This is a genomic window from Flavobacterium sp. 90, assembly GCF_004339525.1.
In the GTDB taxonomy this organism is placed as follows: domain Bacteria; phylum Bacteroidota; class Bacteroidia; order Flavobacteriales; family Flavobacteriaceae; genus Flavobacterium.
Map to the genome: position 1 here is coordinate 5356452 of NZ_SMGE01000001.1, position 24677 is coordinate 5381128.

Annotated in this window: 27 protein-coding genes; 24 read left to right on the forward strand and 3 right to left on the reverse strand. The window is 32.4% G+C overall.

The window, feature by feature from the left end; all coding sequences use genetic code 11:
* The first annotated feature begins 280 nt into the window (after positions 1–280).
* The 4 genes from C8C83_RS21595 (at position 281) to C8C83_RS27430 (ending at position 3689) form a co-directional block, all read left to right on the forward strand.
* On the forward strand, positions 281–1321 hold the full coding sequence (locus C8C83_RS21595) for a hypothetical protein (RefSeq protein ID WP_121330633.1): 1041 nt from the start codon (positions 281–283) through the stop codon (positions 1319–1321).
* 148 nt (positions 1322–1469) lie between these two features.
* Positions 1470–1919, forward strand: a complete 450-nt coding sequence (locus C8C83_RS21600) for a hypothetical protein (RefSeq protein ID WP_121330634.1) — start codon at positions 1470–1472, stop codon at positions 1917–1919.
* 173 nt (positions 1920–2092) lie between these two features.
* Positions 2093–2425 carry a hypothetical protein gene (locus C8C83_RS21605; RefSeq protein WP_121330635.1) on the forward strand — a complete coding sequence of 111 codons (333 nt, stop codon included), beginning with the start codon at positions 2093–2095 and terminating at the stop codon, positions 2423–2425.
* 151 nt (positions 2426–2576) lie between these two features.
* Complete coding sequence (locus C8C83_RS27430) at positions 2577–3689, forward strand: hypothetical protein (RefSeq protein WP_233566180.1); 1113 nt, start codon at positions 2577–2579, stop codon at positions 3687–3689.
* A 64-nt stretch (positions 3690–3753) separates the two neighbouring features.
* On the opposite strand, the gene C8C83_RS21620 is transcribed toward C8C83_RS27430, so the two are convergent.
* A complete protein-coding gene (locus C8C83_RS21620; protein WP_121330636.1) occupies positions 3754–5439 on the reverse strand; it encodes an AraC family transcriptional regulator in 1686 nt (561 codons plus the stop codon).
* Positions 5440–5767: 328 nt separating this feature from the next.
* Between C8C83_RS21620 and C8C83_RS21625 the strand changes: the two genes are divergently transcribed.
* The 20 genes from C8C83_RS21625 to C8C83_RS21720 all read left to right on the forward strand — a co-directional run bounded on the left by C8C83_RS21625 (position 5768) and on the right by C8C83_RS21720 (position 22822).
* Positions 5768–6448, forward strand: a complete 681-nt coding sequence (locus tag C8C83_RS21625) for a hypothetical protein (RefSeq protein WP_121330637.1) — start codon at positions 5768–5770, stop codon at positions 6446–6448.
* 256 nt (positions 6449–6704) lie between these two features.
* Positions 6705–7592 carry an AraC family transcriptional regulator gene (locus C8C83_RS21630; RefSeq protein WP_121330638.1) on the forward strand — a complete coding sequence of 296 codons (888 nt, stop codon included), beginning with the start codon at positions 6705–6707 and terminating at the stop codon, positions 7590–7592.
* A 35-nt stretch (positions 7593–7627) separates the two neighbouring features.
* The gene (locus tag C8C83_RS21635) at positions 7628–8818 is read left to right on the forward strand and encodes a hypothetical protein (RefSeq protein WP_121330639.1); all 1191 of its coding nucleotides are present in this window, start codon (positions 7628–7630) and stop codon (positions 8816–8818) included.
* Between the two features lie 17 nt (positions 8819–8835).
* Positions 8836–9393 (forward strand): hypothetical protein, encoded by a 558-nt coding sequence (locus C8C83_RS21640; RefSeq protein ID WP_121330640.1) that lies wholly within the window; start codon positions 8836–8838, stop codon positions 9391–9393.
* Positions 9394–9638: 245 nt separating this feature from the next.
* Positions 9639–10124 carry a hypothetical protein gene (locus C8C83_RS21645; protein ID WP_121330641.1) on the forward strand — a complete coding sequence of 162 codons (486 nt, stop codon included), beginning with the start codon at positions 9639–9641 and terminating at the stop codon, positions 10122–10124.
* 135 nt (positions 10125–10259) lie between these two features.
* Entirely contained in the window at positions 10260–10598 is a 339-nt protein-coding gene (locus tag C8C83_RS21650) for a DUF4134 domain-containing protein (protein ID WP_121330642.1), read from the forward strand.
* A 17-nt stretch (positions 10599–10615) separates the two neighbouring features.
* A complete protein-coding gene (locus tag C8C83_RS21655) occupies positions 10616–10927 on the forward strand; it encodes a DUF4133 domain-containing protein (protein WP_121330643.1) in 312 nt (103 codons plus the stop codon).
* Positions 10928–10966: 39 nt separating this feature from the next.
* On the forward strand, positions 10967–13435 hold the full coding sequence (locus C8C83_RS21660) for a TraG family conjugative transposon ATPase (protein ID WP_121330644.1): 2469 nt from the start codon (positions 10967–10969) through the stop codon (positions 13433–13435).
* A gap of 13 nt (positions 13436–13448) precedes the next feature.
* A complete protein-coding gene (locus C8C83_RS21665) occupies positions 13449–14141 on the forward strand; it encodes a conjugal transfer protein TraI (RefSeq protein WP_121330645.1) in 693 nt (230 codons plus the stop codon).
* 14 nt (positions 14142–14155) lie between these two features.
* Positions 14156–14770 (forward strand): hypothetical protein, encoded by a 615-nt coding sequence (locus C8C83_RS21670; RefSeq protein WP_121330646.1) that lies wholly within the window; start codon positions 14156–14158, stop codon positions 14768–14770.
* A gap of 11 nt (positions 14771–14781) precedes the next feature.
* Entirely contained in the window at positions 14782–15417 is a 636-nt protein-coding gene (locus tag C8C83_RS21675) for a TerB family tellurite resistance protein (RefSeq protein ID WP_121330647.1), read from the forward strand.
* 11 nt (positions 15418–15428) lie between these two features.
* Positions 15429–16628 (forward strand): conjugative transposon protein TraJ, encoded by a 1200-nt coding sequence (traJ, locus tag C8C83_RS21680; protein WP_121330648.1) that lies wholly within the window; start codon positions 15429–15431, stop codon positions 16626–16628.
* 30 nt (positions 16629–16658) lie between these two features.
* On the forward strand, positions 16659–17267 hold the full coding sequence (gene traK / locus C8C83_RS21685) for a conjugative transposon protein TraK (RefSeq protein ID WP_233566181.1): 609 nt from the start codon (positions 16659–16661) through the stop codon (positions 17265–17267).
* 453 nt (positions 17268–17720) lie between these two features.
* Positions 17721–19013 (forward strand): conjugative transposon protein TraM, encoded by a 1293-nt coding sequence (gene traM, locus C8C83_RS21690; protein ID WP_132011904.1) that lies wholly within the window; start codon positions 17721–17723, stop codon positions 19011–19013.
* A gap of 22 nt (positions 19014–19035) precedes the next feature.
* Positions 19036–19866 (forward strand): conjugative transposon protein TraN, encoded by an 831-nt coding sequence (gene traN / locus C8C83_RS21695; protein WP_121331416.1) that lies wholly within the window; start codon positions 19036–19038, stop codon positions 19864–19866.
* Between the two features lie 27 nt (positions 19867–19893).
* Complete coding sequence (locus tag C8C83_RS21700; protein WP_121330651.1) at positions 19894–20694, forward strand: hypothetical protein; 801 nt, start codon at positions 19894–19896, stop codon at positions 20692–20694.
* Between the two features lie 29 nt (positions 20695–20723).
* A complete protein-coding gene (locus C8C83_RS21705; protein ID WP_121330652.1) occupies positions 20724–21782 on the forward strand; it encodes a hypothetical protein in 1059 nt (352 codons plus the stop codon).
* A gap of 12 nt (positions 21783–21794) precedes the next feature.
* Positions 21795–22079: a hypothetical protein gene (locus C8C83_RS21710; RefSeq protein WP_121330653.1), complete on the forward strand. Its 285-nt coding sequence runs from the start codon at positions 21795–21797 to the stop codon at positions 22077–22079.
* A gap of 35 nt (positions 22080–22114) precedes the next feature.
* Positions 22115–22450, forward strand: a complete 336-nt coding sequence (locus C8C83_RS21715; protein WP_121330654.1) for a helix-turn-helix domain-containing protein — start codon at positions 22115–22117, stop codon at positions 22448–22450.
* Positions 22451–22573: 123 nt separating this feature from the next.
* Complete coding sequence (locus tag C8C83_RS21720) at positions 22574–22822, forward strand: hypothetical protein (RefSeq protein ID WP_121331417.1); 249 nt, start codon at positions 22574–22576, stop codon at positions 22820–22822.
* Positions 22823–22846: 24 nt separating this feature from the next.
* On the opposite strand, the gene C8C83_RS21725 is transcribed toward C8C83_RS21720, so the two are convergent.
* Positions 22847–23992 (reverse strand): site-specific integrase, encoded by a 1146-nt coding sequence (locus C8C83_RS21725; RefSeq protein ID WP_121330655.1) that lies wholly within the window; start codon positions 23990–23992, stop codon positions 22847–22849.
* A 5-nt stretch (positions 23993–23997) separates the two neighbouring features.
* On the reverse strand, positions 23998–24567 hold the full coding sequence (locus tag C8C83_RS21730; RefSeq protein ID WP_121330656.1) for a helix-turn-helix domain-containing protein: 570 nt from the start codon (positions 24565–24567) through the stop codon (positions 23998–24000).
* Positions 24568–24677: the final 110 nt, after the last annotated feature.

The following is a 24677-nucleotide window of genomic DNA, read 5'->3' on the forward strand; positions in this document are numbered from 1 at the left end:
CACATCCACTATAATAGATATTTACAAATTGTCCATTCTCGATTATTTAACTTTAATTAATTTCAATAATTTTATTTAAGTTATCAATATTAGCATCTTTTTTGTTTTAATGAAACTAAAAACGGGTATTTATACTTGACTCAATTTTTTATTAAAGTTTTAATTTGCCTTTTAAAATCTACAATTATTACAAACCGTAAAATAGAATAAAATCTATTGTTTATGTTTGATTTTTAAATAATATAAAGCCATTTATGGCATTTATAAATAAATTAAAAAAATGAAGAATTTATTCGTGCATGTAGATGCTAAAGAAAAATTAAACGAAGACTTTTTACTTTTAGATGAGTTTAAAGGACTAAATCCTGCAAAGAAATTAATAGAGGAAATTGCAGCAGAATTTGAAGATAAAGATGGGAATTTTATTCAACAATTTCAAACGTCAGGTTTTGATGCTAGAATGTGGGAATTATTTTTATTTAAGTTTTTTAAAACTAATGATTTTAAAATATTAAATGATGTAGACCGTCCTGATTTTCATTTAGTAAAGGATGGGTTTGAATTTTTTGTTGAAGCAAGTATTTCAAATGAAAAAAAAGATGATGTTTACACTAAAGAATTTATAGAAGAGGCTTTGGATAAAAATGATATTCAAATTCAAAATGAATTGATAGACTATTATGTTATCAGAATGGGGAGCGTCCTTTTTTCAAAATTAAATAAAAAGTATTGGGAGCTACAATGGGTTAAGGGAAAATCTTTAGTTTTTGCGATTAGTCCATTCCACAACTATCTTGCTAAATTTCTGCCTCACTCAAAAATCATAGAATATTTATATGGGTTTAAGCATAATACTGAAATTACAGAAAAAGGGTTGGAGTTAAAAAATGTAGAAGCTGTAGAAGAACATAAACACGGTGTTAAAGAAATTCCATCCAACTTCTTTTCTCAAGAAAATGTTGAAAATATTAGTGCTGTCATTTTTACAAATAATAGCGATTTACACAAATTCAATAGAATTGGTCAGGAATTAGAATTATCTACGGAAAAAATTATAATGGTACGTTCAGGATTAGCATATAATCCAGATCCAAATTCAACTCATACAGAGTTTACGCATAATATTATTCCTGGGAAAGTTCAAGAAGATTGGAATGAAAGTGTAACAATGTTTCATAATCCAAATGCTATTAATCCGATCGATCCTAATATATTTCCTAACATTCATCATGTTTGGTTAAATTCAGAAGGCAAATTAGATGGGATTACACCTAATTTTTTTGTTTATAATTCAATTACAGGTACTATGCTAATGGAATAAAAAAGGTATGTAACCATTGACAATTTAGAAACTTACTGTTTTTATAGTATTTCATTAGGTTTAAAATAGTAGTCAAAATAATTTGCAGTCTGTTAGGTTAGTATCAGTGCATTAGGAATATAAAAGTATCAATAACTATATTAAAATAATGACAAAAACTATTTTAGCCGTTTGGCAATCAGAAGACAAGGGAAAATCAGAAACGTTGAGAGAATTTGCGACTTTATTATTAGCAACTTATCCTACGCATAGAATCATATTTCCAATTACAGGGATTATTCCCTCTGCAGGTGATTTTAGATTAGTAGTAGAAATAAATGGGCAAATTATAGCGGTTGAAACGCAGGGTGACCCAAAAACAGATTTAGAAAAAAGACTATTTGATTTAGCAGATAATTTCAATTGTGAATTGATACTTTGTGCTACAAGAACAAGAGGGGAAACGGTTTGGGCAGTAAATGAAGTAGTTAATAGAAGGGGATTTGAGCCTATTTGGACTTCAACGTATGAAATCAGAAATAATTCTAACTATACATTGGTAAACAGACTAAAAGCAAGTCATATTTTAGATTTGTTACAAACACTTAATATTATATAATAAATGTGTTAATACGTTTACCATTTCATTTGCAAATTCAGTAGATTTAAAGAGTATAAATCGTATGAAGTTGTTATTAAAATTGGAAAAATATCTTCTTTTAAAAGTTAATAAGATTGGATATAGAGTAGACAAAAAAAATAGAAAAAAGATAATCTTTTAATAAATAAAAAATGGCAGGAGAAAAGTTTGATTTAACAAACGACAGTAACATTTTAGGAATAAACTCTCCAAAAGCATCTGTTGGAGGTCCGTACAAAGTTGTGTATAAGAACATCGATGAAAGATGGGTAATTGTGGCTATGAACTGGAATAAGGAACCTTGCCTAGGAATAAGGTGGTTTTGGGGAGGAGGCGGAAATCCATTTTCGAGTGCCAACCCAATCTGGCTTGTTATACCGAACTCACTTTCTAATTCTATCTTAAATGGGTTACCTTTAGACTTTAAATTTTATTCCAAGATAGTAGATTTCTTAGCGGGGAAAATTTCAGGAAACAAAATATAAAAACGGTTAATAGAATACATTTCAGTCTACGAGGTTTTTAGTAGAAACATCTTTTTAATTACCATTTTCACTTAGTCACACATACTAGTTTCAAAATTTTATAGATTACTGAAACTTAAGCGATAATTTTAAATATAACCACGAATAATTAATGACACCGTCTGAAAAATATGTAGCTGAATTATGTGAACAATCTTTTTTACCTTTCTGGAGTTTTCCTAATCCAATTGGAAAAAAAGGCAAGGAACTTTGTGATGTACTAGTTGTTTGTGGAAATATCATAATTATAATTTCTGTTAAGGATATTAGGGTTTCTGAAAATAACAATGAACTAGTTCAATATGATAGATGGGTAAAAAAAGCCATACATGATTCTATTGACCAAATTCATGGAGCAGAGAGATATCTTAGTACAGTAGACGAAGTATTACTCAAAAATAAAAAAACAAATGTAAAACTACCGGATAAAAAAAATAGAATCATACATAGAATTGCCATTGCTTTTGGAAGTCCAGCAACCTTTCCTTTGCCAACCGGTGAATTTGATAAAGGCTATGTTCATGTATTTGATGAGATATCAACTTCAACGATCCTAACTGAATTAGATGCAATTGTAGATTTTACCAATTACTTGACTGCAAAGAGAGAATTTGTTGGCAATAAAACCATATTAATACCCAATGAGATTGATTTTTTAGCATATTATATTCAGACGGGCTTAGAGGATGATATTACTTCGAATGCGGTAATTTATGGAGAAAATCTTTGGAATGACTACATTAATAGTAATGAATATTCTAAGTGGCAGGATGATGTTAGAGGAAGCTATATCTGGGATAATATGATACATCATATTCACAGCTATCATATTACAGATTCTACCTCTAACGAAAAGAGAGAGGAAATAGAAGAAGCTATTAGGACAATTAATTTAGAACCACGAATAAACAGAATTGAACTTGGGTTTATTTTAAATAATGCGATAAAAAGAAAGGTAAAAGCTCGAATTCTCAAACCTATTAATGATGCAGAGCATGCTTATGTATTTATGCCATTAACGGATAAAAATTGGAAAGAAAAGCAAGGAGAATTAGAATTAAGATGTACTGTTGCCAGATATGAAAACCCAACAGCAAAGAAAATTATTGGAATCTCTATTGGGAGCAATTCTGACGGCGATAGCTGTTTTGATATTTGTTCTCTCTATATCCCTGAGATCGATGAAGATTTTATACGGGAAGTAATGGAAATAAAAAAGAACTAGGTTATTTTACTAATACAATTGTATCCCATAGTAAAGATTTTCGTAAATAATACATTACGTCTTCTTATTTTTTATTTACCTCATCTGCTTTCTTTATTTCTTTAATAAAATAAGCGGTACTTATGCCGGTCCTAGCATAGAAAGCGTTCGCAAAGCGCTGTGTGGTGCTAAAACCTATTTCCTCTGCAAGGGCCTTATTGGTATAATTGCGAAACATTTTGTCTTGTTTCATAAGGTTAATAATGTAATCTATTTTTAGATCATTTACATAATCGGTAAATTTTTTTCCACGGAAATGATATACTATTTTATATAAATAATTAATATTGGTATTAAAGGAAACCGCAAGTTTTGCCAGAGTTACATTTTTTTCCAAAAACTTTTTCTCCTTTTCAAATTTCTCCAGTTTTAAAAGAAGCGACGAGATAGTATCCTGGCTGATGTCTTCGATGCTGTTAGTGGGAGTTTTGTTATCTACTACTTTCGTTTCTTCATTTTTTTTCATTAACTCCATAAAGTTTTGTCTGTATTTAATCTTATTTCTTCTATAACAGTATACAATGAATGATAAAGCAATTAATAATCCGGCAACAATAGAAGCAAAAATTAAGTCATTATATTTCCTTAATTCAAGTGAATATTGAACATTTTTCATTTCCTTCAATATTTTCTGACTGTCATAATCATTGTAGATTCTACCGGTTAAATATTGATATCGATTATCAAGAATGCTATCTGCTGTAAGCATTCTTTTTATATAATAAAGCTGTTTGTTAAGGTCTTTTTTTGATTTGTAGTAATCAATTAATAACTGATAATTTTCGATTAGATCAGGACGAATGTATTTTTTGTCAACAAAAATTTTGTCGACTTTCTTAAAATAGGGTAATGCCATTTCAAACTTATCAAGCTTCCAGTAACTTTTACCTATATAAAAATATCCTACAGATTCATTGGCAAAATCCTTTGCCTCCCTAAGAGCGCTTATAACAGACTTAATTTTCTCAATTGAAGTTTGATAGTTGCCCTTGAAATATTGATTAATACCTTCCAAGTGAGTAAAATAAATGTCCATTTCATTATTGGACAACCTTTTTCCTTCTGCGAGCCCTTTTTTGTTCATTTCTGTACACAATCCATAATTTCCAATTCTATTATAACAAAGTCCAAGTGAATGGATTGAGTTTAAATATGGTCTTGGATTATTATCCTTGAAATAGCCCATACATTCTTTAAACAAGGAAATAGCCTCATTATAGAAGCCTAAATAGTATTTAATATGAGCAATATTATATTTCACTTTATGAACTAAATATTCATTGCGGGTTTGTGAAATGAATTTATTTGCAATTAAGTAATTGTCCAGAGCAGATTTATGTTGTTTCATGCCATAGTAAGCAATCCCTTTGGTTAAATAGGCAGAACCGATTAAAGCATTATCACCCGTTTGTTTCGCTGTATAAATCATACTATCTGCGTAGACCAGCTTTAAATTGTCTTTGGAGTAATGAAGATAGTTTTTATATCCGTTTATAATCTCTTCAGTATTCTCTTCGGATTTAGCTTTATAAAGAAAAGATTTTAAGTATAGAGACTGGATTTTGGAATTGTTTTGTGAATCCTCGATACGTTCAAAAAGATAGTCATAATCTTTATTTTGTATTGTATCAGGAATTGCAACTGCTGTTTTCTGGCTATAAAGATTGTATGCAAGAAAAAGATAAATTAGTAAAGAAAGTCTTTTGGTCATAATAGTAGATTATAGGTTAGGGGATACCATCTGCTTTCTTATATACTTTTACAATAAAAGACCGATATCAAAAAAAGAATCTCAAATTTAATATAAACAATTGAAAATGAGTGATTTTTGAGTGTAAAATCATGTGTGGATTTTACTAAAATCCACACATTTATTTTCTAAAACTCACAAGTGATGTGTTGTGTATAAAAAATCATGCTCCTAGATTTGCTTTGAATTCAAAAGCAAAAAATTTGGCATCGTGCTAAATAAAAGTTCTGCTGACCCGGGTGAAAAGGACTGAGAATTAATTCTCATTCACATTCAAACAATCTTAATCATGAAAAAATTATCATTATGCAGCGTTTTCTTTTGTGTGTTAGTTTCATGTTCAACGGAATCAGAAATTGAGTTATCTGATAATTCAGCTAAGATTACCAGTACATCGAAAAAATCATCAATTTTATCAGGCAATCAATTAAACCCATTTGATGCAGAAGGAAAAAAATATGATGAAGCCCTTCTTACTTATTTACAAAATAATGAAGATCCAAATACAATCGAAGAGTTGGCAATTCAAATTCAATTTATTTCTGAAGAATATGCAACTTCAAATAATAACTTGAACATCACCCCTGAGGAGGTTTCTTTAATTATGAATGATCCAACAAATAAATTATTGGAAATAATGGAAAATTCCTCTTTAAGTACACAAGCGAAGGCAGAAGTTGTAGTTTTTTTTGAAAATTTAATAGATCTTCAAGAAGAAGAATATGAGCAAATTTATAATTATATCATTTCTTATGAAACGCAGGTTCTAGCAAATACCGAGTTGAGTAGCCAAGAAAAAGAAAATATTCTGATTATTTCATCAATTTCAACCTACGCACTAGAAAGAGAATCAAAACGCAAAGATAAAGACTGGGAAACATCAGTTGGCAATAGAGTACCACGACCGTTTTTCAATTACAATCAAACACCTCTTATTTCTCTCATTGCATTACTCAATGCAATTATTTAGCACAGTCTTTTGTGATGAAATAAAGACCCATTTTTTGAAGTAAGACAGATTGTATTTATATGAGTCTTTGTTTCATCATAAAATCATCTAATTATGATGAATTTTTCACCAGTATTATAACTGCAATCCCAGAAAATACAGGCTCATTTATAATATTTTTTCTTTTCATTTAGATGGCTGTTATACTATGTTTTAAGAGTAAGATATCAGCATCATTTCCACTATTTATCAGATATTTTTTTGAACTATTCGAAACATGATCAAAGATTTAATAAATATTGAACTAAAAGACTTGCCTGTAGAAGGTTTGGATATTCACATCATTAAAAAATATGTGATTAAAACAAGTGCTGATGAATCCTTCGTTGTCAGTAATTTTTCAATCCTGCTTATAAAATCAGGCAAGTTTAAAATTCAGCTTAAAGAAATTGCACAGGAGTTAACGGCAAGAGATTTAATGATAATTCCTAAAAACTCTTATTGTACAATATTGGAAGTTCATGATAAAATGCAATTGTTTTTAATTTCATTCACATCCGATTTTGTTTTTAAAAACTCTTTAAAGAAAGAATTAGTGGAATCTTTTTATTTTTTGATTGCAAAATCTTCAATGAAAATTCAACTAGAAGAAAAGGATTTTTTAGTGTTGACCCTCATTTACAAACTTATTTATTTAGTCATCAAAGATGTAGAAAAAAATGTTTTTGATCAGGATTTGCAACGTATCAGTTTTAATTTATTTCTATATGAACTTAAACAGATATATATAAGATACAACACTAATCTAATACTGAATCTAACTAGAAAAGAAAGCCTTACAATTGAATTTCTCACCATTGTTACAATTCATTGTATTAAACACCACAGCGTGAAGTTTTATGCGGGATCTTTATTTGTTACTTCTGGATATTTAAGCAAGATAGTGAAACAAACAACAGGAAAAACCGTGAAAAGGATAATTGCAGATGCTATCATTATTGAAGCCAAGAATCTTCTTGAAGATTTGCATTTGACAATTACTATGATTGCTGAAGAATTGGAATTTAGTGATGCGTATACCTTTAGTAAATTTTTCAAAAAACATACTTCCTTTTCGCCATCTGAATATCGTTCGAATACTATCGTGAGGTTCAAGAGCCATTAGTTTTCGTTACACTAAATGTAAATTAAAACAACAGTATGATGATTAGTATATATCCCTTAGAATGGTTAGACTCTCTAATATTGTTTACTTTTAATCCAAAGAAGACTAATGTCAAAATGCTGTCAAAGAATGACTTATATCTAATATCTGAAAATGTTTTAAAAGAATCGCAGAAGGTTCAAATTCAACTTAAAAAAGAGGTTTTTTCTTTGCATAAGAAGAGGCAGATTCGTCTTTTAGTGCGCAAATATCATTCAACATTAATATTCCTACTAGACAATATAATAGAAAATCAACAACATGAGATGCTAAAATCCAGTGCAGTTTTAAAGATTGTGGATTTAATAATAAGCAGTTTAGACGAACTTCTTTCATTTGTTGAAAATCGATATTCAAATTACTTAAGTCTTGATGAAAGAGTCCCTGTAACTTACTTGATAGTTTCCAGAAAAGAACTGTTTTTAAAATTAGAGAGGCTCAAAAAAAGAAAAATAGGGGACAGTTCAAATCATCAAGTGATGGAAATTATAATTGATGTTTTTTCCAAAACAATCCAATCCAACACGGGACATAAAATTACTTATAGACAGATTTTTTATCAAAAAGAGCTTTTGAAAAGCTTAGAAATATTTGTAGAGACAAGTGGAAGTCCAAATTTTTATTCTGGTTTGCATGAAGTATTAATAGGACAAAATTTTAACTGTCTTAAATACATAAATCATTTGATTGATCAAATTTCCATTGAACTTAATTCTCAGGATGATTTGAAAGATAAGATGAATAAGCTTCTCTTTTATTATAAGGAGTTTAGTCAGTTGTTATCGAATGAGAAGGTAACGTTTGATCCGAGTCAGCAAAATATAAAATATGTATTGGAGAATTGGTTTAAACATGAGATTGCTTACTTAGAAAGAAAAATAGAGTTGTCTTTAGAATGTGAGGGGACAATCAGTGGTTTCCAAATGAATAAAGAGAACAAGATTGAATGTATTTTATCAACAGATCAAATGGCACTTATATTAAGGGCAGGAGATGAGTCTAGAATTTTGAAGGCAAAATCGATGAGCCATGTTTTTAAAACAATTGTTCCCCATCTTTCGACTTCACAAAAAAAAGATTTGTCATATAACGCTATGCGCAGCAAATCGTATGTGGCAGAAGAAAGGGATAAAGAAATTGCGATTAAAACATTGGAACGTATTATAAAACATATAAAAGAGTATTAATAACTAAATGTAAGAACATGAAAAAAGCAGTTAAAATTTTATTGGCATTAACCTTTATTTTGACAGGATGTAATAGTAAGGGCTTAGATAACAAGACAGCGGAAGATCTTATAATCCAAAAATATAAGTATCCTAAAATTGTGTATTATGATGTTTTCTGTGGCGATCCGGTACACGCGCGAAGAGCAATTGACGAAGGACTGGAAGAAAAAGGACTAGTGACTGTGGATCGAACGCAAAAGTTCAAGGACATTGGTAACCCTCTGATTCATTTTACTGATTCAGCTAAGCCTTATCTATTGGAAACTCCAGAGGAAGACAAAAAATACAATATTCAAAGGGTAAAAATCGCAGACGAGAGATTTGGCGAAATTACCAGGATTCTATCCAATACTTCAAATAAAGAGATAACCATAGTAGAGTATACCATAGTACGCGATAAAAATGACTTTGGACCATTGTGGAAAAATCTAGATAATAAAAGTAAACGAAAAGAATACTTTTATTTTACGGATGAAGGCTGGCAGATTATTGACAAGTCAGATGTAGAGCTTATGAATTTAAAAATATATTAAAATCTAGTTGCCTTATTGATTAAACTTAAAATCTCATTTATTTACAATATAATTAGCCTCTTTTTAGAGGCTTTTTTATTGATTTTACTGAAGAAATTAAGGGTACAACAGGGGTACAACAAAAGTTGTACTTGTAGAAAGTTTATTCTATTTGTTCCTTTGGTCTGTAGAATAAATCATATCAAAATTGATAAAGATTTATACATAGGAATGAAAAGGATGTTGAATGATTAAATGAAAAGGCTATGTTTACGAATATCTCATGGAGCAATTATATAATTGCCGTTAGTGTACTGTTATTGATCTGGTATCTGTTTGTTGGACTTAAATTTTATTTTTTTGAATTCAAACGGGTTATTTCTGGAGAACAAAAAATTAAATTTCCACACTTTAGAAATAAAAAGGGAAAGCAATTTATTTCCAATTCCTCAGGAGAAAACAATTTAAATGGAGTAATATCTTCATCCTATTCAGAATCATTCGACACTCTGGACGATACGAAGGAATTGTCGGACAGGCTTATAAAAGCTATTACTGAAAGTATCGAGCGAAATTTATCTAAAGAAGAGTTCGAAAATTATCTTAGATTATTGCTTTCCGAATATCCATTTGTAAAAATTTCAGCTTTACGGGAAAGTATAAATAAACTTATTGTTTCGGAATCCGAAAAATACCCAAACTTTCTTTTGACCTATCCGCAAACAGATTGTTTGTGGGATGATGCTATTTAAACATAAAGATATAGTGGAGGAATAATCCCTGTTCTCTCTGGTGCGGTATGGCTTAATGTGACAAGGAAATAGAGCTGCGGCAGCGGTATTCCTCCGCTTATTATTAAAAATAATCGAAACTTTAAATGATGTGTGATGAGAAAATGTAAAGAGGATCTAAAGTATTTTTCGAAAGAAAAAATAATATCAATTATAGCAGTAATGTTATTGCTATTTATGCACTTCAAAGGGTATGCCCAGGATGGTGTTGCCGGAATAAACGAAGCCAATCAAAAAGTGAGGAGTTACTTCGATGCAGGTACAGAACTTATGTACGCTGTTGGCGCTTTGCTCGGACTTATAGGAGCAGTTAAGGTTTACCAGAAATGGAATGCCGGTGATCCTGATACTGGAAAAGTCGCTGCTGCCTGGTTTGGGAGCTGTGTATTCTTAGTTGTGGTGGCTACTGTTATCAAATCTTTCTTTGGTGTTTAATACGACAAACCTTTGAGATGAGCAACAGTGTATATCAAATTAACAAAGGAATTAATCAATCCATAGAATTTAAGGGTTTGAAGGCTCAGTATATCTGGTATTTGGGAGGCGGTGTTGTCGGGCTTATGATTCTCTTTGCAATCCTATTTTTTATTGGAATTCCTTCTTTAATCTGTGTTGCATTTATCGGTGTCGCAGGAACCGTAATGGTTGTCAAAATTTACAAAATGAGCCGTCAGTATGGAGAGTATGGTATGATGAAAGCCATAGCCAAAAAGCAGATTCCAAAGAACGTAAAAGTTTACAGTAGAAGAATTTTTACTAAGTGATGGTTACTTACAGGACGTTAACGGTAAAATTAAGTAGTGATGGAGAAAGTGATAGATAATGTTTTGCCAATTATGGACGTTCAGCATGACTGTATCTTGTCCAAACAGGGAGATGTAACAGTAGTTTTTAAAGCAGAACTTCCGGAGATTTTTACTTTATCGGATCAGGAATATGAGGCATTCCACCAGAGTTGGATAAAAGCGATTAAAATACTTCCTAAGTTTTGTGTATTCCATAAACAGGACTGGTTTTTGGAGAGCCAGTATAAAGCGAATTTTACAAGCGATGATAGCAGTTTTCTAACTAGAAGCAGTGAGCGATTTTTTAATGAAAGACCATTTTTAGATCATTCCTGTTATATCATGATTACTAAAAAACCTGCAGGAAGAAAAAACTCGAGTTCTTTGTTTTCAAATTTGATTAGGAGTTCAATAGCTCCTGAAGAAACAGTAAAAACTCAGTTGCTGCAGGATTTCATTGACAGTACAGGCCAGTTTAAGAGAATTATGGAAGACAGCGGTTTTGTAAAACTTACCCGCTTACCAAACGATAAGCTTAAAAGCCAAAGTAGAAGTATTGGACTTGTGGAGAAATATTGTTTTTTATCTGAAAATGAAAATTCATTTGTCTACAAGGATATTAAATTCAGTGAAGGACTGGAGGTAGGAGACAAGCACTGCCAATTGTTTACTTTGGGGGATGCGGCTGATCTTCCTGCCCTTTGCGGGTCAAGGATAAACTACGATAGATATTCCACCGATAAAACAAAATTCAGTGTAGGATTTGCTTCGACGCTAGGACAATTATTATCCTGCAATCATATATATAACCAGTATATCTTTATTGAAGACGCGCAGAAGATTATTCAGAAACTGGAAAGTAAAAGACTGCGCTTACAATCATTATCTGCTTACAGTAGGGAGAATCTAATAGCCAGAGATGCTACAAACGATTTTTTAAATGAGGCCATTTCTCAGCAGAGACTTCCGGTTAAAGCGCATTTTAATGTATTGGCTTGGACTTCAGACCTTGAGGAATTAAAGGATATCAAGAACAAAGTTTCATCGGCGTTGGCTCAGATGGATACTGCTGCTAAGCAGGAAACTGTTGGAGCACCTCAAATATATTGGGCAGGGATGCCGGGGAATGCAGCAGATTTTCCAATGAATGACACTTTTGATACGTTCACAGAACAGGCAGTATGTTTTTTAAATATGGAAACAGGTTACAGATCCTCACTAAGCCCCATGGGAATTAGACTAGGGGATAGGCTGACAGGAAAACCTGTTCATGTAGATATCAGCGATGAGCCTGTGAAGATGGGAATTTGTACCAATCGTAATAAATTCATACTGGGACCATCTGGAAGCGGAAAGTCCTTTTTTACTAATCATATGGTAAGAAGCTATTATGAGCAAGGGACACATATTGTACTTGTAGATGTGGGGCACAGTTATAAAGGGCTATGTGATATGGTTGGAGGATACTATTTTACCTATGATGAAAAGAATCCCATCAGGTTTAATCCTTTTTACATCAGTGAAGGTGACAGTCTGGATACTGAGAAAAAAGAAAGTATTAAAACATTGCTTTTAGCACTTTGGAAAAAAGACGATGAAACTTTTAATAGAAGCGAATATGTGGCGCTTTCAAATTCATTGCAGTTATACTACGAGAAACTCGAAATAAATAAAGATATTTTTCCTTGTTTCAATACATTTTACGAATTTTTAAAGGATGACTTTGTTCCCATATTGGAAAGTGATAAGGTCAAGGATAAAGATTTTGATGTTAATAATTTTCTCTATGTACTTCGACCATATTATAAGAATGGAGAGTTTGATTACCTGCTGAATGCTACGGAAAATCTGGAACTTTTAAAAGAACGTTTTATTGTTTTTGAACTAGATAACATCAAGGATCACCCAATACTTTTCCCTGTTGTGACGATCATCATCATGGAAGTTTTTATCAGCAAAATGAGAAAGCTTAAAGGTATCCGCAAAATGATATTAATAGAAGAGGCCTGGAAAGCTATAGCCAGAGAAGGAATGGCCGAATATATCAAGTATTTGTTCAAGACCGTGAGGAAGTTCTTTGGAGAGGCAATTGTGGTAACCCAGGAAGTTGAAGATATTATCTCGTCACCAGTTGTAAAACAAGCTATAATCAATAACAGCGACTGTAAGATCCTGCTTGATCAAAGCAAATATCAAAATAAATTTAATCAGATTCAGGAACTGCTGGGACTTACAGAAAAGGAAAAAGCTTTGGTACTATCGGTAAATAAGTCGAATGATCCAGATAAAAAGTATAAGGAAGTATTTATATCATTAGGAGGGATGCTATCCAAAGTGTATCGAACGGAAGTTTCGCTTGAGGAGTATCTGGCATATACTACAGAAGAAAGTGAGAAAGTAAAAGTGAACACATACGCCAAAAAGTATGACGGTGATATAAAGAAAGGTATTGCTGCTCTGGCATTTGATATTAGAAATGGAACTTAAATGAAAAGGAAAAATGAAAACGAAAATGAAATTACTGACCTGTGTGATTTGCTTTTTACTCGTAAGCACACCTGTCAAACCAGCTGAAGCTACTACTGTTGCTATTCCAATATTAGAAATTGTAAAAGCGGTTACCAAAAAAGTAATTAAAGCTATTGATCTTGGAATTCAAAGACTCCAGAATAAAACAATCTGGCTTCAAAATGCGCAAAAACAGGTTGAAAATGTGTTGTCAAAATTAAAGCTTGATGAGATTTCAGATTGGACAAAAAAACAGCGAGATCTCTATAAAGGTTATTACGATGAACTACAGAAAGTGAAATCCATTATAAGCTATTATCAGCGAATAAAAGAGATTACCAATAAGCAGAAAAAATTGATAGAGGAGTACGAAAGAGCTTGGAATTTGTTTAAGCAGGACAGCCATTTTAATGATGCTGAACTGGAATACATGGAAAAAGTTTACACTGGAATTTTGGAGGAGAGTATGAAAAACATTGATCAGATTTTCTCCATCCTTGAATCTTTTACAACCCAGATGAGCGATTTGAAAAGGCTTGAAATCATAAACAATGCTGCTGACCAGATAGATGACAATTACGATGATCTGACGCTTTTTAACCAGCAGAATATTCTTCTGAGCCTGCAGAGAGCCAAAACGGCAAACGATGTAAACAAAGTCAAACAATTTTACGGAATTCCGTAAACAATATAAAAAAAATGAAAAAGATACTGTTAGTACTCTGTATTATAGGAGTGTGTTCCCAGGAACTGCAAGCTCAAGCCAAGCAGAGAAAGATGCTGCTATTGCAGATAGCTGCACTGCAGACTTATATTGGCTATGCTAAAAAGGGATATACTGTTGTGAAAAATGGACTGAATTTTATTAGCGATGTAAAGAAGGGTGAGGTCAATCTTCATGGTAATTATTTTACTTCTCTGAAGAAAGTGAATCCAAAAGTGAAAAATTATGTCAAAGTCGCCGAGATTATTTCCCTGCAGATTAAAATTATAAAAATTCATAAAAAAGCCTTTGAACTTCTGGGACATAATGATTTGTTTCATGGGGATGAACTCGATTATATAGAAAGAACTTTTGAAAAGCTGATTGATAATTGCAATGAAACGTTGGATCAGCTCTTAGTTATTACAACTGATATCAAACTTGAAATGACAGATGATCAGAGAATAGAACGCATTGATGCCTTGCATAAAACGATGACAGACGATTATTGTTTCTGTGAAAATTTTAGCCGAGAAATAAAAGTGTTGTCATTGTCAAAAGCTAAAGAGAAAAATGATGTTAAACAGAGTCAGGTTTTACTTGGCTTATAAAGTAATTAGCCATGAAAAAGTTCGCATTAATTTTTGTATTGACTCTATTTTTATGTACCTCTTTTAAAACACAGGCACAGTCTCAGGAAATTCAGCAGCTCATTTTAAATATCGAAAAACTTTCTCAGTTTAAGAAGATTTTGAGTGATATGAAAAAAGGCTATGAAATTTTAAACGGTGGTTATAAAACGGTTAAAGATTTGTCCCAGGGGAATTTTTCTCTTCATAAAACTTTTCTTGATGCGCTGATGGAGGTTAGTCCGGTGGTTAAGAATTACAAAAGAGTCGGAGATATTGTAAACTACCAGCTGCTACTTATAAAGGAAAGTAAAAAGGCTGTTAACCGTTTTAATAAAAGCGGAAGTTTTACAGCTCAGGAAATTAACTATTTTGAAAAAATATATTCCAATCTGTCAAAACAGAGCCTCAGAAATCTTGATGAGCTCACGACAATAGTTACAGCTGACAAACTAAGAATGTCAGACGATGAAAGATTGGAGGCTATTGATAAAATATACCTCGACATGCAGGAGAAAGTACTATTTCTAAAAGCTTTCAATTCTTCTTCGAACGTCTTGGCACTGCAGCGTACTAAGGAAAAAAATGATGCAATTATAGTGCGTGATAACTACGATCTAAAAAACTAATTCTTGTCCATATGAAAAATGTAAATAAGATGGCTGCTTTTGCAGCTGTGGCAATACTTATGCCTTTTTCAATTCAGGCTCAGGGTATTGGAGGTGAGATAGGAAGCCTTCATGGCGTGTTGGAAAAACTTTATGATGAGATGATGCCTTTGTGCAGTAATCTAATAGGTGTCGGGCAAGGCATAGCCGGATTTGCAACGATTTGGTATATAGCCTCAAGGGTCTGGCGCCATATTGCTAATGCGGAACCGATTGATTTCTATCCGCTTTTCAGACCCTTTGTGATTGGATTCTGTATCATGATTTTTCCATCAGTGCTTTATTTGATCAATGGAGTTATGAAACCAACAGTTACAGCTACAGGTGCTATGGTGGAGGGATCCAACAAAGCAATAGAGGTACTTCTAAAAGAGAAAGAAAAAGCAGTGAAAGAAAGCGATCCATGGAAAATGTATGTTGGTGTTTTGGGAACGGGTGACCGCGATAGATGGTACAAATATACGCACAGTGATTCGAACCCCGCAGATGAAGGTATGTTGGAAGGAATCGGCAATGATGTAAAGTTTGCAATGGAAAAGGCTTCGTATAGTTTTAGAAATTCTGTCAAGGAATGGGTGAGTGAAGTTCTGAGAATTCTTTTCGAGGCCTCTTCATTGTGTATTGATACGCTACGGACTTTCCAACTGGTAGTGCTGTCTATTTTAGGTCCGCTCGTTTTTGGAATTGCAGTATTTGACGGATTCCAGCATACGCTGACCGTGTGGTTGGCAAGATATATCAATATCTATTTATGGCTTCCGGTTGCCAATATTTTTGGAAGTATTATTGGTAAAATTCAAGAACAGATGCTCAAATTGGATATATCTCAAATCAATACATCGGGAGACACTTTTTTCAGCAGGACTGATATGGGCTACCTCATTTTTATGATCATAGGTATTGTCGGATATTTTACCGTACCCTCTGTAGCGAATTACATTGTACATGCTGGTGGTGGAGGAGCCCTTGGACAGAAAGTGACTAGTATTTTTGGAAATACTACTTCTTCATTAATTACAAGAACATCGAGTGGAGTGGGAATGGTGATGGATTCTATGGGAAATGCTTCAGGGAAAATGTCACAAAGTATGTCCTCTTCTTCTGCATCATCACCCTATTTCGAAGAGAAGGGGAACTATATGAGCGACAAACTCAAGGGGAATTCTAAATAATTTAAATCACAAGTGATCATGTTTTCCAAAATGAAAAATATAGACACAGCGTTTCGCTATGTTAGGAGATTTACTATGCTTGTAATTGTCGGCTGTATTATTATCTGCTGTTACACACTTTACAAAAGCTTTACGGCAGTTACTCTGATGCAGGACAGGGTTTACATTTTAGTAAATGGTAAAGCCTTAGAAGCCTATTCCTCAGATAGAAAAGATAATGTACCTGTTGAAGCAAAGGATCATGTGAAAACATTTCACCAATTTTTTTTCACCCTTGACCCTGATGATAAAGTTATTAAGACCAATGTGACCAAGGCGCTTTATCTGGCGGATGATACGGCGAAAAGAGTGTATGATGATCTAAAAGAGAATGGCTATTACTCAGGTATTATCTCTGGGAATATCAGTCAGACCATTTCAATTGACAGTATCAATATTGATACTAATATATATCCCTATCATTTTAAATGCTATGCGAAGCAAAATATCATAAGAACCACCAGTATTTTAAATCGAAACCTAATTACTGAAGGTTTTCTGAGAAATGTATCAAGAAGTGATAATAACCCACATGGGTTTTTAATAGAACGGTGGAATACTATTGAAAATAAGGATTTGGGAGTTGAAAACAGGAAATGATGAAGCTATTTAAAAAAAATAAAGAGATTCGAATAAATCCGAAGTATTATCTGTTGATACAGGATAAGTGGGTAAAAAAAATGAACACTTTAACTTCAGATTTGTCAAAGCAAAGTCTTCTCATTTATCTGATACTATTTGTAATTATAACCGGAAGTATCAGCATTTATAACATATACAGAGGTCTTTATTGTAAAGACTATAAGCAGACAGATATTGGAATTAGAATTAATTCAGAACATTTAATTGTAGCAAAACCTTCACTAAACATAACAGTGTTACCAAAAATAGAATTTGAAAACATTTCCAACTTTAGTTTGTTTATAGACAGTCTTAAACACACGAAGGAAGGAAAGAAAATCTATGACAGCATCACGAATTGCAGGCCGGGTCTTTTGGATAGTATAGTATTTATTAAAAATTATTATAAAACGAATTTTAAAAAATAAACACATGGAAAAGAAAAAAATGACAATCAAAGAACTTAAGCAGCGTAGAATGCTACTGGTTCTTCCAATCTTAACGCTCCCATTTATAACAATATTGTTTTGGACATTGGGAGGAGGTAAAGACACTACGAATGTTAATATTAAAGAGGATAAAAGAGGTTTTAATATCGTTCTTCCTGATCCTAAATTTAAGGAAGATTCGACGCTGGATAAAATGAGCTATTATGATCAGGCAGCAATTGATTCTCTAAAACTGCAGGAGCAAATCAAAAAAGATCCAAATTACTCAATTACTGGATTTTCTCATGATTCTCTTTTGGTTTCAAACGAATTAGAAATAGATCCTGTAATGCTTAAAAAAGGAAAAACGGCTTTAAATACAAGTTCTTTTAGAGGAGAGACTGAACAGAAAATGTATCAAAAATTAGAAGCGCTTCAAAAGGCAATTGCTGAGCCCCCAAAATCTATAGACCCCGACCAAGACATGAGAGAATTTGAATATAAAAATTCTAGAGGTACTGCATCGGAAGAGATGAAAAATTTAGAGCAGATGATGTCTGCTATGAATGCACCTTCAGAGCCGGATCCCGAACTCAAACAGCTGGGAGGAATGCTGGAGAATATTCTGGACATTCAACATCCTGAGCGTGTACAGGAAAGATTAAGACAAACCTCAAAAAGTCAAAAGGGAAAAGTATTTGCTGTCAATAAAAAGGTGGAGGACAAGCATATTAGCTCACTGCAGGGGACAGGTATAAATCAGCCAGGGACAGCAATAGCTAATTCTTTTTATTCTTTAGATGAAACCGCTGTAAATGATGAGATTCAAAATGCATTGGAAGCAGTGGTTCATGAAACGCAGTCTATTATAAATGGCTCCATAGTAAAACTCAGATTAACGAGTGATGTTTTTATTAATGGGATTATGATTCCGAGAAACAGTTTTGTTTTTGGAATTGCCTCTTTAAAAGGAGAGCGACTGGAAGTTAAGATCAGCACTATAAAATTTAAGAATTCGATTTTTCCTGTTGAACTTTCTGTTTACGATATGGATGGCATAGATGGCATTTATATTCCGGGAGCTATAAACAGAGATGTTGCAAAAGCTTCAGCAGATCGTTCCATGCAGAGCATTGGTATTGAAGGCCTAAATGATTCATGGGGAGCACAGGCGGCAACAATGGGTGTTGAAGCTGCTAAAACCCTTTTAAGTAAAAAGGTAAAATTAATTAAGGTGGTTATAAAAGCAGGTTATCAGGTGCTGCTCTATGATGAGAAAGAAAAAAATGCCAAATAACAAACAATTAAATATTCGAAAGATGAAAAATATTAAATCATGGTTTACCATTGGAATTTTGATCATTAGTATTGCAGGTTCTGCTCAGGAGAACCAAATTATTAAAGATAATAATGTACAGTTAAGTTACTCTAAAACTACAAGCATTCTATTTCCTTATGCTGTCAAAAGTGTAGATCGCGGAAGTCAAGATGTTTTGGTTCAAAAAGCAAAGGGTGTAGAAAATATTTTGCTATTAAAGGCGGGCAGACAAAACTTTGCGCAGACTAACCTGACAGTTATTACTGCCGATGGAAAGTTGTACGGCTTCGTTTTGAATTTTGATGAGCAGTGTCCCACTTTGAATTTAACGGCAGAACTCAGTCCCAATTCTGATAAAGATGTGCTTTTTTCTTCGGAGAATGAGAACCTGAAAGAAGTGCAACAGTATTCCCAATTGGCCTTGTCAAAGAAGAAAAAGGTGTCTGGACTCGTTACAAGCAAATTTTCTATACAGCTCAGGTTAAACGGGATATTCATACATCAGGACGTGATATATTTCAGGGTACTGCTGGGCAATAATTCCCGAATTAATTATGATATAGACCAGCTTCGTTTTTTCATTAGGGATCAAAAGAAATCCAAACGTACAGCTTCTCAGGAACTGGAAATACTGCCGATTTATGCAACTTCTAATATTTCTAAAATTTCGGATCATTCGCAGTTAACTCTTGTTTTTGCAATACCGAAATTCACTATTCCAGAAAAGAAACTTTTTACACTGCAGTTAATCGAGAAAAACGGTGGAAGACATGTTGAATTAAATGTAAAAAACAGTGATCTGATTAATTTGGAAATACTGTCAAACTTATAATCTAATACTAATTTAAAATTAAAGATCATGAACGAGAAAAATGTAGAATACTTGAAAGATCAGTTAAAATATACTGGATTTGGCGATGCAATGGAAAATGCACTAGTAGAGAATATCCAAAAAGGAAGCCCTGAATTTAAATTGGACCATGAAACCAAATATGGAACTGATACTGTTTTAACTTCATTAAATTTCAAGAAGTCAGAGCAAAGTGATATGTACTTTTTTAATTCCTATGATATGGATATACAAAAGGAAGGAAAGCCAGTTGAATTTTCGCAGACATTTTATATTAATAGGGATAATAATATAACAGCGAAGGAAGCTTATAACTTAATGGAGGGGAGAGCAGTTAATAAGGACCTTAAAAATAAAGAAGGAGAAGTATACAACGCTTGGGTCAAAATAAATTTTACAGAATCGGACGATAAAGGAAATTTCAAACTCAATCATTACCATCAAAACTATGGATATAATCTAGAGGTAAGCCTAGCCAAACATCCCATTAAAGAACTGCAAAATACTGAATACAAAGAGAACTTACTGGCTTCTCTCAAAAAGGGTAATGTACAGTCGGTTACTTTCGTTGTTAACGGAGCTGAAAAAAAGCAATTTGTAGAAGCTAATCCTCATTTTAAAACTATCAATGTTTATGATGTAAACATGCAGAGAATTAACACCCGCGAGAGTAACAATGAGAAACAAAGCCAGTCTGAAGGTAAATCTTCTCAGAAAGATGTGAAGCAGAAGCAGGATAATGATAGCGAGCCTTCTCAAACTGAGGATAAGACTAAAACAAAAAAAAAGAAACAATCTAATCCTTTATAATCAGATTAAAAATATTTAAATTTTGAACCATGAGTGATCAACTTCCTGTTAACAGAGTAGAGATAGATTTGGCTCATTGGCAATCTAAAGAAGCACGTTTAAGTAAATTATTTTCTGCAAGTCTTTCAATAAAAAACACGTTACTGAAAGAGAAATTAAATAATTACAATAAAATATTAATCAAGTATAAAGGGACGAAGAGTACGGATGAGCTTTTTACATTGCGAATATTAGAGAATGAACGAAAAAGGATAGCGAAAGAACTTTACCCTAATTTATTAAATCAGCTTATCCGTACTTTCTTTAATTCACTAGTGGTTGAACCTCTTAAAACGAAGAACTATCTTAAAGACGAACAAAAGAATAATGAGGCTTTATATGACCAATTACGAAAAAATGGTTTTCCAGATCTCTACAATAAAGTTGAAATTCTGATAAGGCAAGGGCATATGCAATTTGCATTACCTGTTTCTCAATATATTAATGAAAAGGAAAGAATTGATTATGATCTGAATTTTTCAAAGAATGAAGATGGATATTATCAATTTGAAGGATACAAAGCAACTTTAGAAAATGAGTTGAAACCTAATGAAAATAGGAAGCATTATTTTAAAAATGACGAACTAAATAGTTTCAATGTAGAGCAGTCTTATAATTTATTATCAGGAAGAGCAATTCAAAAAGAAAATATTTGGGTACAGTTTGATTTAAATGATAAAGATTCAAATGATTGTTACAGATTAAAAGAATTCCATTCAGCATATGGTTATAGCATCGAAAAGGAAATCAAAAAACTTCCGTTAAAAGAGCTGCGTAATAGAACAGAAACAGTTAAATTAATGGATGCTTTAAAACAAGGTTCTCGTCAGTGTGTAACTTTTCTTAAAAATAGAACTGAAAATAAATTTTATATTGATGCAAATCCTCAATTTAAGTCAATAAACATCTATGATGAGAATTTTAAAAAGTTGACTTTAAACAGCGCACTAGGAGTTAAAACACTAAAAGTAGTTAATCAGCAGTTAAAAAATGATGGTCAAATAAAGAACAAAATTACTAGTCAGCGAAACATGCGTTTAAGTCAGTAAATATAGAATGTAATGGAAAATCTAAAACCCTTATCAGATTTCTTTTTAGCCATTGAGAATGATTTTCGAATTAGTACAACGCATATTGCTATGTACATGGCATTATTGCATTACCGAGCAGATAAGGGTTTTATTAATCCCATACAGGTATTTAGACGTGACCTCACCCCAATCGCCAAAATTTCTTCACTTTATACCTATCATAAGTGCATTCAGGAATTAAGCGATTACGGTTATATTAAATACGAACCTTCATTTAAAAAAACTCAAGGGAGCAAGGTTTATTTTGTAGATTAAAATCTAAGTCAAGTAACATTTTAATATTTTGAATTATGAGACATTTTACATTTGATCAATTACCGGAAGCAGTATCTCAATTATATGAAAAACTGGATAACATTGAAAAATTTCTGGAGCACTTGTCTAATGAATCTATTCATAAAGAGGAGCTTATGACTATTTCAGCCGCTTCTAAAATGCTAAATCTTTCCGTTTCTACAATTTACAGTAAGGTCTGTCGTAGAGAAATACCAGTTAACAAACAGGGTAAACAATTATACTTTTATAAATCGGAACTCCAGGAATGGATAAAATCAGGTAGGGTAAAGACAAGTCTTGAAATTGCAAAAGAAGTAAAATTCAATCCTCATTCAAGATTAAGTCCCTAGCTTCTTTACTTGTTCGATTGTTAATAATTTATACCTCCAGCGTTATCTTTTTGTAAAATCAAAATCATTTAATTTCTATATTTGATAACTAATACTACAGGTTTTAATTTAAAAATATTTACTATGGATAAAGCTATAAAACTAAAGGTTCGTAAGGAATTAGATGCTAAACAACAGCTGAATATCATTAAATTAAAAGGCAGTCTGATTTCTAAGGGCTACACTGAAATTATACATATCCTGGATCAGGATGAAGAATTTCATATTAATTCTTTTGAAACTCCATCAGAAACCAATAATGAAGTACAGGAATATATTAGAGCCTTTATTGACAAAGAAAATCTAGCCGATACGATTACACTTTTCAGATAAAAAGAGCGTTTTAAATTAAAATTCTTAATAGAGACTTATTCTATCAGAAGCTTCTCTTTTTCTTTCATCAACTATTTTGGTATAAATCTGAGTGGTATGTACATTTTTATGACCAAGCATTTTAGACAGAGTATAGATATCTGTACCGGAATATAATTGCAGAGTGGCATAAGTATGTCTAAAGCAATGAAAGGTAATGTGTTTTGAAATTCCGGCTTCTTTAATCCAGTTAGGAATGGTACGGTCAAAGTCCCACTTTTTTAAATCTTTAAATACTAATTGAGCTCCTTTATGAGGTTCCCCAAGAAGCTCATATGCTTGTTTAGTTATCGGAAGTGTTTCTTGCCCATTGGTCTTTTTTTGCTCAAATCGGATATAAAAGCCGTCTTCTTCAATAAATTGTATTTCGGACCATTGCAGTTTAGATATGTCTGAGTATCTGAGTCCTGTTAGTATTGAAAACAGACTTACTGTTTTTACAGTTGGATTTTCGCAGTCAGTATTAAAAAGTTTTCTGGCTTCTTCAATAGTCAGAAAGTTTTTTTGTGATTCTTTTTCAGGAATACCAGGGATAGCAGCATTAATATCAGATCTTAATTTCCCTTCTTGATATGCTTTTTTTAAGGTTGCTTTGACTTTATTGAAATAACTTAGTGCCGAATTATTAGATAATTTTTTCCCATGATTTCTTTTACTTTGTGTTTTAAGCAGGTACGATCTATATTCTTCTATGAGTTGTATTGTAATTTTAGAAAATGTAATATCATTGTTATTTAAGAAATCTGAAAAATATCCAATTGAGATGATCCAAATCTGATAATTTCCACCTTCTCTTTTCTCTGCTTCATTTTTAAAATAGTCAAGAAAAGATTCTGCAGCTATCTCCTGAAGCAACAGCTGTTCTTTTTCAAACTCACTATAAATATTATCTTTATTTAGCTCAGTCTGCCTTCTGATTTTTATAAGTTCAGCAATTCGTAGTGATTCCTCATTTGACATTTTTTCAACTACACTTTTTGGCTTATCATACAAGTAAAGTTTTAAAAATTCGCGTCTAGTAAACTGATTAGTCTGAGCATGTTTAATAGGAGGATAGAAATCCAGATATAGGCACTGTCTGCCTTTTGAGACAGCCTTTTTTCTAAGTGTTATATTAATTTTTGGCGCCATAATAGTTACTTTTTAAATATTGTTTCAATATCTGCTTTGGTAACATAAGTAAATTTACCCTTGGTAAATTTGTGAATATTATTTCGCTTGATGATATTATAAAGTGCTCCGCTTGAAATATTAAATTTCTGCTGAATCTCTGTTATGGTATAACAGTCTGATATTTCAGCATTCTTTTTCTTTTCTTTAGGACGCATCACAATTTCATAATTAGGTTCAATGATCTGAAATAAGGCATCCAATTCAGATCTCTTAATTACTGTCATTCGTTGAGAAAAATTATAAGCAATAATTTTGTTCTCGTTAATTAAGCGGTAAATAGTCTTTGGTGCAAAACCAAGTAGTAAAGCCACCTCTTTTACAGTTAAAAATTCTTTGTCTTTAAGTTCAAGAATAGGTTTGCTTTTTATAGTTGTCGTTTCAAGATTACTACTGGCTATTTTCTGTTGCCTGGTTCTTCTTTTGTACGCTTTACTGCTGCATGTTAAAGAGCAAAATTTTGTCTTTGTTGTTTTTGCTGTAAATTCATTTTCGCAAAATTGGCAGATTCTGGTAACTTGTATATTTGAGCTCATCTATTTTATAATTTGCCCCAATATTTTCTCAATAAGAGTACTTAAGTATCTTTAAGCAAACTTAAGGGACATAATTTGTCCAAATTTCAAATTGATTGTAACGAATTGAT

Coding starts and splice junctions, on each gene's coding strand:
- C8C83_RS21595 (WP_121330633.1), top strand. CDS start 281: ATGAAGAATTTATTCGTGCATGTAGATGCTAAAGAAAAATTAAACGAA.
- C8C83_RS21600 (WP_121330634.1), top strand. CDS start 1,470: ATGACAAAAACTATTTTAGCCGTTTGGCAATCAGAAGACAAGGGAAAA.
- C8C83_RS21605 (WP_121330635.1), top strand. CDS start 2,093: ATGGCAGGAGAAAAGTTTGATTTAACAAACGACAGTAACATTTTAGGA.
- C8C83_RS27430 (WP_233566180.1), top strand. CDS start 2,577: ATGACACCGTCTGAAAAATATGTAGCTGAATTATGTGAACAATCTTTT.
- C8C83_RS21620 (WP_121330636.1), bottom strand. CDS start 5,439: ATGACCAAAAGACTTTCTTTACTAATTTATCTTTTTCTTGCATACAAT.
- C8C83_RS21625 (WP_121330637.1), top strand. CDS start 5,768: ATGAAAAAATTATCATTATGCAGCGTTTTCTTTTGTGTGTTAGTTTCA.
- C8C83_RS21630 (WP_121330638.1), top strand. CDS start 6,705: ATGATCAAAGATTTAATAAATATTGAACTAAAAGACTTGCCTGTAGAA.
- C8C83_RS21635 (WP_121330639.1), top strand. CDS start 7,628: ATGATGATTAGTATATATCCCTTAGAATGGTTAGACTCTCTAATATTG.
- C8C83_RS21640 (WP_121330640.1), top strand. CDS start 8,836: ATGAAAAAAGCAGTTAAAATTTTATTGGCATTAACCTTTATTTTGACA.
- C8C83_RS21645 (WP_121330641.1), top strand. CDS start 9,639: ATGTTTACGAATATCTCATGGAGCAATTATATAATTGCCGTTAGTGTA.
- C8C83_RS21650 (WP_121330642.1), top strand. CDS start 10,260: ATGAGAAAATGTAAAGAGGATCTAAAGTATTTTTCGAAAGAAAAAATA.
- C8C83_RS21655 (WP_121330643.1), top strand. CDS start 10,616: ATGAGCAACAGTGTATATCAAATTAACAAAGGAATTAATCAATCCATA.
- C8C83_RS21660 (WP_121330644.1), top strand. CDS start 10,967: ATGGAGAAAGTGATAGATAATGTTTTGCCAATTATGGACGTTCAGCAT.
- C8C83_RS21665 (WP_121330645.1), top strand. CDS start 13,449: ATGAAAACGAAAATGAAATTACTGACCTGTGTGATTTGCTTTTTACTC.
- C8C83_RS21670 (WP_121330646.1), top strand. CDS start 14,156: ATGAAAAAGATACTGTTAGTACTCTGTATTATAGGAGTGTGTTCCCAG.
- C8C83_RS21675 (WP_121330647.1), top strand. CDS start 14,782: ATGAAAAAGTTCGCATTAATTTTTGTATTGACTCTATTTTTATGTACC.
- traJ (WP_121330648.1), top strand. CDS start 15,429: ATGAAAAATGTAAATAAGATGGCTGCTTTTGCAGCTGTGGCAATACTT.
- traK (WP_233566181.1), top strand. CDS start 16,659: ATGAAAAATATAGACACAGCGTTTCGCTATGTTAGGAGATTTACTATG.
- traM (WP_132011904.1), top strand. CDS start 17,721: ATGGAAAAGAAAAAAATGACAATCAAAGAACTTAAGCAGCGTAGAATG.
- traN (WP_121331416.1), top strand. CDS start 19,036: ATGAAAAATATTAAATCATGGTTTACCATTGGAATTTTGATCATTAGT.
- C8C83_RS21700 (WP_121330651.1), top strand. CDS start 19,894: ATGAACGAGAAAAATGTAGAATACTTGAAAGATCAGTTAAAATATACT.
- C8C83_RS21705 (WP_121330652.1), top strand. CDS start 20,724: ATGAGTGATCAACTTCCTGTTAACAGAGTAGAGATAGATTTGGCTCAT.
- C8C83_RS21710 (WP_121330653.1), top strand. CDS start 21,795: ATGGAAAATCTAAAACCCTTATCAGATTTCTTTTTAGCCATTGAGAAT.
- C8C83_RS21715 (WP_121330654.1), top strand. CDS start 22,115: ATGAGACATTTTACATTTGATCAATTACCGGAAGCAGTATCTCAATTA.
- C8C83_RS21720 (WP_121331417.1), top strand. CDS start 22,574: ATGGATAAAGCTATAAAACTAAAGGTTCGTAAGGAATTAGATGCTAAA.
- C8C83_RS21725 (WP_121330655.1), bottom strand. CDS start 23,992: ATGGCGCCAAAAATTAATATAACACTTAGAAAAAAGGCTGTCTCAAAA.
- C8C83_RS21730 (WP_121330656.1), bottom strand. CDS start 24,567: ATGAGCTCAAATATACAAGTTACCAGAATCTGCCAATTTTGCGAAAAT.